The organism is Thalassolituus oleivorans MIL-1, from assembly GCF_000355675.1.
GTDB lineage: Bacteria > Pseudomonadota > Gammaproteobacteria > Pseudomonadales > Oceanobacteraceae > Thalassolituus > Thalassolituus oleivorans.
The window spans coordinates 3,351,977-3,364,678 of the sequence record NC_020888.1; the positions used below are offsets into that span (position 1 = coordinate 3,351,977).

General features: G+C 46.2%; 12 protein-coding genes. All 12 read right to left on the bottom strand.

Annotated elements, in window-relative coordinates; translation table 11 throughout:
* Window positions 1-140 precede the first annotated feature (140 nt).
* On the bottom strand, window positions 141-608 hold the full coding sequence (locus tag TOL_RS15395) for an EAL domain-containing protein (protein WP_197537930.1): 468 nt from the start codon (window positions 606-608) through the stop codon (window positions 141-143).
* Window positions 609-934: 326 nt separating this feature from the next.
* Entirely contained in the window at window positions 935-2,488 is a 1,554-nt protein-coding gene (ahpF, locus tag TOL_RS15400) for an alkyl hydroperoxide reductase subunit F (RefSeq protein WP_015488297.1), read from the bottom strand.
* A 539-nt stretch (window positions 2,489-3,027) separates the two neighbouring features.
* Window positions 3,028-3,585, bottom strand: coding sequence for an alkyl hydroperoxide reductase subunit C (gene ahpC / locus TOL_RS15405; RefSeq protein WP_015488298.1), 558 nt, complete (start codon window positions 3,583-3,585; stop codon window positions 3,028-3,030).
* Between the two features lie 230 nt (window positions 3,586-3,815).
* A complete protein-coding gene (locus TOL_RS15410; RefSeq protein ID WP_015488299.1) occupies window positions 3,816-4,469 on the bottom strand; it encodes a DUF799 domain-containing protein in 654 nt (217 codons plus the stop codon).
* Window positions 4,469-4,834, bottom strand: coding sequence for a DUF4810 domain-containing protein (locus TOL_RS15415; protein ID WP_015488300.1), 366 nt, complete (start codon window positions 4,832-4,834; stop codon window positions 4,469-4,471). Before TOL_RS15415 ends, TOL_RS15410 begins: the two co-directional genes overlap by 1 nt.
* Window positions 4,835-4,849: 15 nt before the next feature.
* Complete coding sequence (locus tag TOL_RS15420; protein ID WP_015488301.1) at window positions 4,850-5,545, bottom strand: CsgG/HfaB family protein; 696 nt, start codon at window positions 5,543-5,545, stop codon at window positions 4,850-4,852.
* Between the two features lie 117 nt (window positions 5,546-5,662).
* The gene (locus tag TOL_RS15425; RefSeq protein ID WP_015488302.1) at window positions 5,663-6,730 is read right to left on the bottom strand and encodes a mechanosensitive ion channel family protein; all 1,068 of its coding nucleotides are present in this window, start codon (window positions 6,728-6,730) and stop codon (window positions 5,663-5,665) included.
* 32 nt (window positions 6,731-6,762) lie between these two features.
* Window positions 6,763-7,512: a 23S rRNA (guanosine(2251)-2'-O)-methyltransferase RlmB gene (gene rlmB, locus TOL_RS15430; RefSeq protein ID WP_015488303.1), complete on the bottom strand. Its 750-nt coding sequence runs from the start codon at window positions 7,510-7,512 to the stop codon at window positions 6,763-6,765.
* A 12-nt stretch (window positions 7,513-7,524) separates the two neighbouring features.
* Complete coding sequence (gene rnr / locus TOL_RS15435; RefSeq protein WP_015488304.1) at window positions 7,525-10,101, bottom strand: ribonuclease R; 2,577 nt, start codon at window positions 10,099-10,101, stop codon at window positions 7,525-7,527.
* An 83-nt stretch (window positions 10,102-10,184) separates the two neighbouring features.
* Window positions 10,185-10,556 (bottom strand): gamma-butyrobetaine hydroxylase family protein, encoded by a 372-nt coding sequence (locus TOL_RS15440; RefSeq protein ID WP_015488305.1) that lies wholly within the window; start codon window positions 10,554-10,556, stop codon window positions 10,185-10,187.
* A gap of 135 nt (window positions 10,557-10,691) precedes the next feature.
* Entirely contained in the window at window positions 10,692-12,035 is a 1,344-nt protein-coding gene (hslU, locus tag TOL_RS15445; protein ID WP_015488306.1) for an HslU--HslV peptidase ATPase subunit, read from the bottom strand.
* A complete protein-coding gene (gene hslV / locus TOL_RS15450; protein WP_015488307.1) occupies window positions 12,032-12,583 on the bottom strand; it encodes an ATP-dependent protease subunit HslV in 552 nt (183 codons plus the stop codon). The genes hslU and hslV overlap by 4 nt, the downstream gene beginning before the upstream one ends.
* Window positions 12,584-12,702 lie beyond the last annotated feature (119 nt).

Here is a 12,702-nt window from a genome sequence, read left to right on the forward strand (position 1 = left end):
ATAACGGGAAAGTTTGAGACATTTTTCAAGAAATAACGTTCAAGTATGGATAAATATAGATTGACGTCTTATGCACTATAACTTCAGGTCACTAAAGCAGCTAGTCATTCAAACAATACTGTTCAAGGTAAAATGACACGCTAGAAAGCGTTAAAATCGACTTCTGGCAATTGTTCAAAGGCTGGTTTGGCAAAAAGATATCCTTGCATCAACTCCACACCAGAATCTCGAAGCCACTCCATTTCCTCAATCACCTCAATACCTTCAGCTAACGCTGTAATATTTAATTCACGGAGCATCGTTAATACATTACTTATAATAATTTGGCGATTCTTATCTTTATGAATATCTCGAATCAGTCCCATATCAAGCTTAATAATATTTGTCTGAAAATCAGCCAAAAGTCCTAAACCTGAATTCCCCGCACCAAAGTCATCAACAGCCGTAATAAAACCCAACTCACTATAATATTCAACAATCTTTTTTATAAAAGAAGAGTCTTCAATTTTCTCAACCTCAGTAAATTCAAACATGATTTTATTAGCAGGAAAATTATAATTTTTAGCTGCATCTAAGGTTGTACGGATACAGCGCTCCGGCTTATATATAGCATTCGGTAAGAATTAATACTTAACATTGAATCTTAATTCAGTTTGGCAACAAGCTTAGTAGTAAATACGGCATCCTGCAGAATCTCGTTACAAAAATGCGTATACCCGAAGACCTTGGCTTAGTATCAAGATGCTAAGGCTAATTGCTTCGCACTCAGCAACTATCTCCAAGTCATTGAATTCAGTTGGCACGACCGACTGTGACTGCCGACAAAAAAAACCGGCCCATGGCATTCATTGCCAAGGACCGGCCAGTTCCCACCTAATTGATACCCACTTAATTAAAAGTAGGTAAAGGGTGCTGCGGGATCAGCAACACATCATTAATTACGGATAAGGTAGTCAAAAGCGCCCAATGCAGCTGTCGCACCTGCTCCCATAGAAATAATGATTTGTTTGTACGCTACGTTCGTACAGTCGCCAGCGGCGAAGATACCAGGTAGATTGGTTTGACCATGACCGTCAATGACAATTTCACCGCGCTGAGTCAGGCCTACCGTTTCTTTTAAGAATTCGGTATTAGGTACTAAGCCGATTTGAACAAAAATACCCGCCAATTCAACAACATGCATCTCATCAGTGGCGCGATCTTTGTATTGCAAGCCAGTCACGCGAGTACCATCGCCCAGCACTTCGGTGGTCATGGCTTGTTTAATAATGGTGATATTACTCATAGATTGCGCTTTTTTCACCAATACCGCATCAGCGCGCAGCGTATCGGCAAATTCCAATACCGTGACATGAGCAACGATACCGGCTAAATCAATCGCCGCCTCAATACCTGAATTACCACCACCAATGACTGCGACTTTTTTGCCTTTGAATAACGGGCCGTCGCAGTGTGGGCAGTAGGCAACTCCCTTATTACGATATTGCTCTTCGCCCGGCACGTTCATTTCTCTCCAGCGCGCACCCGTGGCCAAAATGACTGATTTGCTGCTCAATACGGCACCGTTAGCTAATTCAACTTCACTTAAACCAGAATCAATTTTACGCACCGCCACAACTTTTTGCGTGTTCATCACGTCAACATCATATTCTTTGACGTGCTCTTCTAAATGCGCAACCAGTTTTGGACCCTCGGTATATTTCACCGAAATAAAGTTCTCGATACCCACAGTATCAGATACTTGGCCACCGAAACGCTCGGCAACAATACCGGTGCGAATGCCTTTACGCGCCGCATAAATCGCAGCGGAAGCCCCAGCGGGACCACCACCAACGACTAAAACGTCATAAGGTGCTTTATCTGCCAAAGCGGCTGCAGCTTTGGCATCCGCTTCGTCATCAACCTTATTGAGAATTTCCGCCAAGGTCATTTTGCCGTTGCCGAATAACTCACCATTTAGGTAAAGCGAGGGTACCGCCATAATATCGCGCTGTTTTACTTCATCCGGAAATACACCGCCATCAATCATAGTGGCGGTGATTTTTGGATTTAAAGCTGCCATCAAGTTAACGGCCTGAACAACGTCTGGGCAGTTGTGACACGATAGCGACACGTACACTTCGAAGTTCAGTTCGCGACTCAGTGACTTAGTTTGATCCTGCAAAGCCTGCGCTTCTTTTGATGGATGACTGCCCGCTTGCAATAGCGCCAAAACCAACGAAGTAAATTCATGACCCATTGGCACCCCAGCAAACGCGACACGTGCCTCGGTGCCTTCTTTGGCAATCGTCATCACTGGCGAGCGACCACCGATTTTATCGGACGTCGTATTCACCGAAATTTTGTCATTCAGTGCCGCAATCTCGTTAGCTAGCTCTTCTAGCTCCTTCGATTTTGGCGAATCATTAACAGACACCAATAATTCAATCGGATTACGCAGATTGTTTAAGTAGGCGCCCAATTGTTGTTTCATCGTTGCATCAAGCATGGTGTTTACCTTCTGTTATGAATTTCACTCTATGGACTTATAGTAACGACGGCCAATCAATAATTGAAATCAATGTTTTCTAAGGCTTCGATAGGTTTTTACTAACAGCTAGCATTGCTAAGCAGAACTAGGAACAAATGACCCGAGACACACCATAAGGTAGGCGAAGGGTCGAACGAAAAAATAACGCCAGAGACAAAAAAGCCCCAGCTTACGCTGAGGCTTTCTGTTTAGAGTCTGAACGTTTGCGAGAAGCTCGCTTTGGCTCAGAAGATCTGGCAATGCCGAAGCGCTGAGCTGCTAGGCATTTTTAAGTGAGAACCCGAGACATACCAAATAGGTAGGCGAAGGGTCGAACGAAAAAATAACGCCAGAGACAAAAAAGCCCCAGCTTCCGCTGAGGCTTTCTGTCTAGAGTCTGAACGTTTGCGAGGCAGGCTGTGCGAGGCAAAAGTTGGTGAAGAAGCGGAGTTTAGTTTCCTAAATGAGCATTCTGAGCCAACTTTTAACAATGCACAGGCAACGCAGCTAGTTCAGATTTAGATCTTACCGACTAGGTCGAGTGAAGGTGCCAAAGTCGCTTCGCCTTCTTTCCACTTAGCTGGGCACACTTCACCTGGGTGAGCCGCTACGTATTGAGCCGCTTTCACTTTACGCATCAGTTCTTCAGCGTTACGGCCAATGCCTTCTGCAGTGATTTCCATTGCTTGGATGATACCTTGTGGATCAACCAAGAAGGTTGCACGGTCTGCTAGACCTTGACCTTCGCGCATTACGCCGAAGTTGTTAGTGATGTTGCCGCTTTGGTCGCCAACCATGTAGTAGTTGATCTTACCGATGGTTTCAGAAGCGTCGTGCCAAGCTTTGTGTACGAAGTGAGTGTCAGTTGATACTGAGTACACTTCTACGCCTAACTTTTGCAGTTCTTCGTAGTGATCAGCAACGTCGCCAAGCTCAGTTGGGCATACGAAAGTGAAGTCAGCTGGGTAGAAGAAGAAGATCGCCCACTTACCTTTCACGTCTGCTTCGGTGATGTCTACGAATTCGCCTGCTTTGAAAGCTGTTGCGCTGAAAGGTTTGATTTCTGTGTTGATCATGGTCTAACTCCATTAAGTTTGTTTTGAAAACAGGTGCCATAGTAGGCGAATAAAATCTATAAGTTAAATTAAGGTTTTTTAACAGGTCGATTAGGTTTAACTATCGACTAATCAAAAGAGCCATTAAAGAAATTAATCATCCCGTAATGAAACAACAACGGGGCCTGCTAGGCCCCGTTGCTTCTTACTTTGAACGACTATCGCTCGGTACTGTTAATCATCAAGCACGATCACTTAGTGTCGGTTGTTGGCGCGTATGGGCCGTTAAGCAAGCCTTGGTTTGGAGTGTTAAGCACGGTCTGATTCGCTGTTCGAGCCAATTGTGGTGTGGCATCAGAAATTGAGCCCACGATTTGATTCGCCACCGCACTCACTAGCATGCCAACCAAACCGCCGCCACTGGAGCCAGGCTCTTTCACTGCAGAAGCAGCTCCATCCCAGAGCAAATTACCGGTGCGAGCATCAACCAACTTCATGCTGACACTCACCATGGCTTTAGAAGAAACAACGTTATATTTCTGCCCCCACTGATTAATATTCACATAGAGAACCGCATCGGCACCTATGTTTTCGTAGATTTTGTCTAGTGGGACATTGTTCATTTCTTCTGGTGTAGGCAGGCCGTTCTCTTTCATGAAATTATCAATCATGGCCACAGGGAATACGTAATACCCCTTTTCCGCCAATGGACGCGATATGGTTGATAAGTAAATGTAAGGCGCATCGACTTCAACGGTGTCGTTCTTTGGTGGAATAACCACAATCGAACGCGGGCTTGCCGCTAATAGCGCTTCATAATTGTACGGTGGCTTATTAGCACATCCGGTAACGAAGGCTGTCGCTGCAAGAATAGAAACGGTAACGATACGAGTTAAATAATTCATTATTTTTTAACTCCATCAATGCGGCTCATCATGCCGTCGATGAAACTTGCCGATTCTGGGAATAGCGTTTTTTCAGTTAAGAACGCTGCTTTCGCCTGACCAATATCCCCTTCTAACGCATACATATAACCCAAGTGGGCATTGATACCAGGAGCAATAGGCATATCCTTAGCTTCCGCTTGTTGGATATCGGCGGATAATTTTGAAATTTGGGTGGTTGAATCGGCAGTGCCAGGCTCGATATACATGCCGTATATCAAGTTTTCATAATCTCCCCAATAAAAAATTTCTTTTTTTCCAGCACAGCCGGTCAAGGTCATCAATGATAAAAGACCCACGGCGATCAAACTGTTGCGCAACAACATTTAACTTTCCTTGTTTTAGTTGGCTTCTACTTTCCAAGAGCCGTTATCAATATCACGAGCCATGTTATTGACGGCTTCTGTGATAGCGAAGTTCAATACCTTGCCATTTAGTGTTGCGTCATAGCTGGCGGTAGAACCAAAACCGATGACTTCACGATTACTCATTTCGTATTCGCCTGCAGCTTGAGTCGAATAAACGATTTCACCATTAACCACATCAACAATGTTCAAAGTAACTTTGGCGTATGCGGTTTGTTTTTTGCCTGAACCTAAAATACCGAAGAACTGTTTATCACCTGTCACCTTACGACCGAATTCAGTGACATCGCCAGTGACGGTATAACGTGCGCCAGTTAGCTTCATTTCCACGCCATTCAATTTGGCTTCATTTTTCATGGTTTCTAGATTTTCACGATCCACCACTTTAAAACGATTGGTTTGTTGCAAATGCGTTTTAAGAATGGTTTTTGCTTGATTACCTAGTTTGTCGTCACCGGAGGAAAACAGACCTTGCATATAAGTCGAACGGTTTTGGAAATTACCGACCACTAAGGTTGTTTTAACGCCGCTGTAATCGGATTTATAGGTTTCAACGGTTTCTGACTTAACTAATTGGTGAGATTGAGTCGCTGAGCAGCCAGTAATGGTCAAAGCCAATATTGCTGCTGTCCCAACTGCCGAGATGCTCACTAAATTTTGATGAATTTTCATTAGATGCAAGTTCCTATGCAAGTGATCCCAGATGATCCCATTCAGTGAACAATATTTCAATGTCCCTATAGACGCAGACAAAAAAGCCTTCATTACTGAAGGCTTTTCAGAAGCTCATTATTGCTGCAGTGCGGCTGGCGGCAAGCTATCGATGTGCAATGTTTGTGTTGGGAAGGCACAATCGGCGTTGGCTTCATGAATAATGGCCATCACCTTGAGCAGCACGTCTTGTTTAATATCGTGATATTTCACCCAGTCTGTAGTCTTGGTGAAGGTATAAATAAAGAAGTCGAGACTTGAGGCTCCAAAACCATTGAAGTTTACTATCATGGTTTGATTTTGATCGATATCTTCATGCTCACGCAGCATTTTGCGCACGGCTTCCATAATCGCAGGCACTTGACGTGCATCTTGGTAGCGCACACCGATGGTTTCATAAATACGACGGTTCAACATACGTGACGGGTTCTCAACCGCAATACTAGTAAAGACCGAATTAGGAACATACAAGGGGCGTTTATCGAAGGTACGAATACGCGTGACGCGAAAGCCAATACTTTCTACCGTACCTTCAATGCTGCGATCAGGTGAGCGAATCCAGTCGCCTACTTTAAATGGCTTATCCATGTAAATAATCATGGAGCCAAAGAAATTAGCGAGTAAATCTTTTGCCGCTAAACCAACAATCAAGCCGCCCATACCACCAAAAGCCAAAATACCAGAAATGGAAATACCTAATAATTGGAATAGCGGCAAGATGATTAAAATAGTAACGCTCAACTTGGCAAGTTTACCTACTAACTGCACGGTTGTTGGATCCATGCCGCTAATAAGCTGGTTTTCTTCAACCCGATTAATTAAGCGCCAAAGTGCCCATGCCGCCATAATCAACAATGATAATTGTCGTACTGCTGAAATGCTCTCGCCGATATCACGTTCGAAGTAGGTCGATGTAATGTCGCCTGCCCAAGTAAAACCAACGACAATAATCATCCAAGTAATGGGCATACCTATCGCAGCAATCACGACGTCGTCCCAATCGTTTTTCGTATTCGCGAACACTTGTACCAAGCGCTTACGAGCTAAGCGCCAAAGTAATGAAACAACGACGGTAATTCCCAGCACAATGCTGATATCCCAGAACCAGTCGTAATTCTGCTGAATCAGCTCACCCCACCAAGACACGCGTTATCTCCTCTGCTTTTTATAACAATAAATTAGGCGGGAACGTTAATACGACGTTGACGCACTGCTTCGAACAAACAAACACCTGTGGCCACCGACACATTCAGCGAACTCACTTCTCCGGCCATAGGAATATTAATTAAAAAATCACAATGCTCGCGAGTTAAACGACGCATACCGTTACCTTCGGCCCCCATCACCAAGGCCAATGGGCCTGTTAGCGGTTGCTCGAAGACGCTTTGCTCAGCTTCACCAGCAGCACCACCAATCCAAATCCCGCGTTCTTGCAGTTCTTTCATAGTGCGCGCTAAGTTGGTCACTTGAATATAAGGGACAGCTTCCGCTGCACCACAAGCAACTTTAGCAACGGTGGCGTTCATCGGTGCGGATTTGTCTTTCGGTGCAATAACGACATGCACGCCCGCCGCATCCGCGGTACGTAAACAGGCACCAAGATTATGAGGGTCAGTAACCCCATCTAAAATAAGTACAAAAGGATGACCATCAATGGCATCAAGGATGTCAGGTAAATTCTTTTCAGACTTCCCCTGCACAGGCTTACGCATGGCAATAATGCCTTGGTGATTGCCATCGACTTTCTGATTCATTAAGCCTTTATCGGCTTCACGAACGTCCATACCTTCGGCTTGGGCCACCTCTAACAAGCGCTGCATACGCTCATCTACACGGCCTTTTTGCACCCAAATCTCAACCACTTGATCAGGGCTACGTTGCAGCAGGGTCATCACGGCATGAATGCCAAATACTATGTCTAACTTCATTGGGGTGGTGACCTATTTCTTCGCTGCTGGTTTTTTACGCGCTGGTTTCTTGGCTGCCGGTTGAGCACCTGCTGTTGGTGCTTTTTTGGCATTCAACTTTTGACGTTTGCTCGGCTTTTTCTTTTTACTTTTCGCTGCGGGCTTACCGCCGACATCGGCTTTAGCAGCACCCGCTTTAGGCTTAGCGCCAGCGTTAGGTTTAGCTGCGCCGCTGCGCGCAGGACGCTTGCTTGGTTTTAAGGTTTCTTCTTTACCGCCAGCACTGCGGCGGCGCGGAGAACGCGCAGGCGTTGGCGCATCAACACCCGCCTTGCCTTTATTTTCTGGCGATGTGGCTAACTCAAAATCGACTTTACGATCATCAAGATTAACGCCAACAACACGAATCCAAATACTGTCACCGAGTCGGAAGCTACGACGAGTACGCTCGCCGGTTAAGCGATGCTTAATCGAATCAAACTGATAGAAATCATTGGCTAAGCTGCTGATATGAATCAAACCTTCGACGTACACGTCTTTTAGCGATACAAACAAACCAAAACCGGTTACCGCAGAAATAACGCCTTCGAATTCTTCGCCAACACGATCACGAATGTATTCGCATTTTAAGAAGTCTGTTACATCGCGAGTCGCGTCATCCGCACGACGTTCAGTCATGGAACACTGCTCACCAAACTGCACCATAGCCGCGAAATCGTACGGGTAAATATCTTTTGCCGCGATGGGCTTAGCACCGTCAACGCGACGCACATGATTACACTCACGCTCACTACGAATCACACTGCGAATACCGCGATGAACCAAGAGATCGGGGTAACGACGAATCGGCGAGGTAAAGTGGGTATAGGCTTTATACGCTAAACCAAAATGGCCTTCGTTTTCTGGGCTGTATACCGCTTGGCTAAGCGAGCGCAATAAAACCGTCTGAATTAAATGTGAATCAGGGCGGTTTTGGATTTGCTGCAACAAGGCCTGATAATCTTTTGGCGACGGGTCTTTGCCATGATTCATGCTTAAACCCATCTCACCTAAAAACTGCGCAAGGTTTTCTAACTTCTCAGCGCCGGGTCCGGCGTGTACGCGGTAGAGCGCAGGTACTTCGTAACGCTGGAAGAAATCCGCCGAACACACGTTAGCAGCAAGCATGCACTCTTCAATCAGCATGTGCGCATCGTTACGAGTGGTCGGTACGATTTCTTGAATTTTGCGCTCAGCATCAAACACAATGCGCGTTTCGACCGAATCAAAATCCATTGCACCGCGAACTTCACGTTGCTCGCGTAAAATTTTAAATAGGCTATAAAGCTCTTCTACATGAGGAACGACCGAATGAAATTGCTGACGCAATTGCAACTGAGTTTCAACGTCGTCATCTTCACCGAGGGGTTTTAAGATGTCCCATACTTTATTGTAGGTCAGACGCGCATGGGAGTGGATAACCCCTTCCATGAACTTATAACCAGAAATACGACCCCCTTTTGAGATCGTCATTTCACACACCATGACCAAACGATCGACCTGCGGATTTAACGAGCATAATCCGTTGGATAGTTTCTCTGGCAACATAGGCACAACAAAGCCGGGAAAATACACGGAATTACCGCGATTATGTGCTTCTTTGTCGAGCGGCGACCGAACACCAACATAATGTGAAACATCGGCAATGGCGACGTATAGACGCCAGCCACCCGTGCTTTTGTTTTTCTCACAATAGACAGCGTCATCAAAGTCGCGTGCGTCTTCACCGTCAATGGTAACAAACGGCAAGTCACGTAAATCAATACGGCGTGCTTTATCGCCTTCTTGAACTTCGGCAGGAATGCCTTCGGCCTGAGTGAGAACATCCGCAGGCCAATCGTGAGGAATATTATGACTGCGAATCGCTACGTCGATTTCCATTCCGGGAGCCAAGTGCTCACCTAAAACTTCAACCACTTCTCCCATCGGCAATCCTTTTGCGGAAGGCTGACGAGTAATCTGCACCACCACGAACTGACCATGTTCGGCACCATTACGGCAATCCGACGGCACTAATACTTCTTGCGACACACGTTTGTTATCAGGCTGCACTGTGCCAACACCCGATTCTTCAAAATAACGACCAACTATTTGTTGGGTATTTTGCTCTAACACCTCAACGATACGTCCTTCTGGGCGACCACGACGGTCTAAACCCATAATCTGTACGGTAACCTTGTCGCCATGAAACACACGACGCATTTGGCTATTTGATAAATACACATCATCGGCACCATCGCGCAATACAAAACCAAAGCCATCGCGATGCCCATGCACGGTACCTTTCACGAGGTCGACTTTTTTCATTGGCATGTATTGGTTGCGACGATTACTGATCATTTGACCATCGCGGCACATGGCGATTAGACGACGGCGCAAGGCTTCGATGCGATCTTCGTCGGTTTCTTGCAGAGCCGCGCAGACATCGCTGTGCGTCATCGGGCTGCCATTTTGCTCAATTAAGGCAAGTAAAGCATCGCGGCTGGGAACTGGATTTTCGTATTTTTCTGCCTCAAGCGCAGCATTCGGATCGTGAATTGGGCTTTGCTTAGGTTTTTGGGAATCCGTCAAGTTACGGCTCCTATCTGATAGTTACACTGAGTATACCGGATAGATGACCATCCGACGCACGCAATTGGCGTCGGCCCTCCGGTTCATAGCGCTTTAAAATTAATCTGCTGCGCTTCGCGGCTTTTGCCCGCGTCATTTAAGCGTTGCAGGTAGGTATCCCACAGCGTTTGCTGATTGTCACATAAGTGCTTTAGATACACCCAATCGTACAGGCCTGAATCATGGCCGTCATCAAATACTAGCTTAAGGGCGTAATTACCCGCTGGGTCAATGCGAACAAGGTTCACGTCCTTTTTACCAAATTGCAGCACGTCATTGCCGACACCATGACCACGCACTTCCGCAGACGGCGACTGAACGCGCAAAAATTCATAAGGTAATTGGAAGCTCTCATCACCATAAGTGAGCTCTAAACACCGACTGGTTTTTCTTACTTTGATACCTGTTGGAATCATGATTCACCTTTTATTTAACAATCAGGATTCTACCCCTTTGCTAATAAGATTTGCGACGATTAGAGCAATTTTCTTAAGCCAATATTAAACGCATTGTTATATAACAAAAAACCCGCCGAAGCGGGTTTTGCAAACTCACAAAATAAACTGACTGAGGTCTTGGTCTTTCGCCAAGGCGCCAAGCTTATCTTCCACATACGCAGCATCGATATTGACGGCTTCGGTTAAGTCCGTTGCATCAAACGACACACTTTCTAACAAGCGTTCCATCAGCGTATGCAAACGACGCGCGCCGATATTTTCGGTGCTTTCATTAACGTCATAAGCGATCTGCGCCAAACGAGCGACCGCATCAGCGGTAAAATCAATGTCCACGCCTTCGGTTTTCATTAGTGCTTTGTACTGCACAGTTAAAGAAGCATTAGGCTCGGTCAAAATGCGTTCGAAATCGTTCGGCGTCAGCGCTTTCAATTCAACGCGAATCGGCAAACGACCTTGCAGCTCAGGAATCAAATCCGATGGTTTGGCCAAATGGAAAGCGCCGGATGCGACGAATAAAATATGATCTGTTTTGATCATGCCGTATTTGGTGCTTACCGTGCAGCCTTCGATCAATGGCAATAAATCGCGCTGCACGCCCTCGCGTGACACATCACCACCCGTGCCGCTTTCACCGCGCTTAGCCACCTTGTCGATCTCATCAATAAAGACGATACCGTTTTGTTCCACCAGCTCGACGGCTCGGGCTTTTAGCTCGTCCATATTCAACAACTTGGCGGCTTCTTCATCGCGCATTTGCTTAAGCGCGTCTTTAATTTTGAGCTTACGTTTGGTCTTTTTATCGCCGCCCATGTTCGAGAACATGCTTTGCAACTGATTGGTCATTTCTTCCATGCCCGGCGGAGCCATGATTTCAACACCAACGGACGCTTGCGCCAGCGACACTTCAATTTCTTTATCGTCGAGATCACCTTCACGCAGTTTTTTACGAAAGATCTGACGCGTCGAACTGTCTTCTACTTTTGGTTCTTCCGTCGTATCCCAACTGGTGGTATTGCTACGCGCAGGCGGCAACAAAGCATCTAATACGCGTTCTTCGGCCAACTCACCGGCACGGGTGCTGACCTTTTTCATTTCTTGCTCGCGCAGCAGCTTTACGCCGGTTTCAACTAAGTCGCGAATGATCGATTCAACGTCTTTACCAACATAACCGACCTCTGTGAACTTGGTCGCTTCTACTTTAATAAAAGGCGCATTAGCGAGTTTGGCCAAACGGCGCGCAATTTCGGTTTTACCGACACCGGTTGGGCCTATCATCAAAATATTCTTTGGCGTTACTTCTTCACGCAGCCCGGGTTCAAGCTGCATGCGACGCCAGCGATTACGCAGTGCAATCGCTACTGCACGCTTAGCATCATGCTGGCCAATAATATGCTGGTCTAACTCGTGAACGATTTCGCGAGGTGTCATCTGGCTCATGCGTTTTCCCCCGCCGTTAGCGCATCTGAATTCAATGTTTCTATCGTCAAATTGTTATTGGTAAATACACAAATATCACCGGCAATTTTTAAGCTTTTTTCAACAATGTCTTTTGCGCTTAGCTCAGTATTGTCGAGTAAGGCACGTGCTGCAGATAAGGCATAGTTGCCGCCAGAGCCAACACCGATCAAATCGTCTTCTGGCTGCAGCACATCACCGTTGCCGGTGATGATTAAGCTCGCGGTATGATCCGCAACAGCCAAAATCGCTTCAAGTTTGCGCAAAGCGCGATCCGAGCGCCACTCTTTAGCGAGCTCAACGGCTGCTCGGGTCAATTGGCCGTTGTGCTTCTGCAACTGACCTTCAAATTTTTCAAACAGGGTAAAGGCATCGGCTGTGCTACCTGCAAAACCGGCGAGCACTTGTCCGTTATATAAGCGACGAACCTTACGCGCATTGGCTTTCATCACGGTGTTGCCTAAAGACACTTGGCCATCACCACCAATGACGACTTCGTTGCCACGTCGTACGGATACAATTGTTGTCATGTAAAACTATCCTAACTATGTCTAGAACTTCGAATATGGGGGTGTTTAATGGCATATCAAGGGTTGAAAACTGCCGTACCTTGCCAAAGACCGAACGGCGCTAGATACTGCCGCCCTTT

Coding starts and splice junctions, on each gene's coding strand:
- ahpF (WP_015488297.1), bottom strand. CDS start 2,488: ATGCTTGATGCAACGATGAAACAACAATTGGGCGCCTACTTAAACAAT.
- ahpC (WP_015488298.1), bottom strand. CDS start 3,585: ATGATCAACACAGAAATCAAACCTTTCAGCGCAACAGCTTTCAAAGCA.
- TOL_RS15410 (WP_015488299.1), bottom strand. CDS start 4,469: ATGAATTATTTAACTCGTATCGTTACCGTTTCTATTCTTGCAGCGACA.
- TOL_RS15415 (WP_015488300.1), bottom strand. CDS start 4,834: ATGTTGTTGCGCAACAGTTTGATCGCCGTGGGTCTTTTATCATTGATG.
- TOL_RS15420 (WP_015488301.1), bottom strand. CDS start 5,545: ATGAAAATTCATCAAAATTTAGTGAGCATCTCGGCAGTTGGGACAGCA.
- rlmB (WP_015488303.1), bottom strand. CDS start 7,512: ATGAAGTTAGACATAGTATTTGGCATTCATGCCGTGATGACCCTGCTG.
- TOL_RS15440 (WP_015488305.1), bottom strand. CDS start 10,556: ATGATTCCAACAGGTATCAAAGTAAGAAAAACCAGTCGGTGTTTAGAG.
- hslU (WP_015488306.1), bottom strand. CDS start 12,035: ATGAGCCAGATGACACCTCGCGAAATCGTTCACGAGTTAGACCAGCAT.
- hslV (WP_015488307.1), bottom strand. CDS start 12,583: ATGACAACAATTGTATCCGTACGACGTGGCAACGAAGTCGTCATTGGT.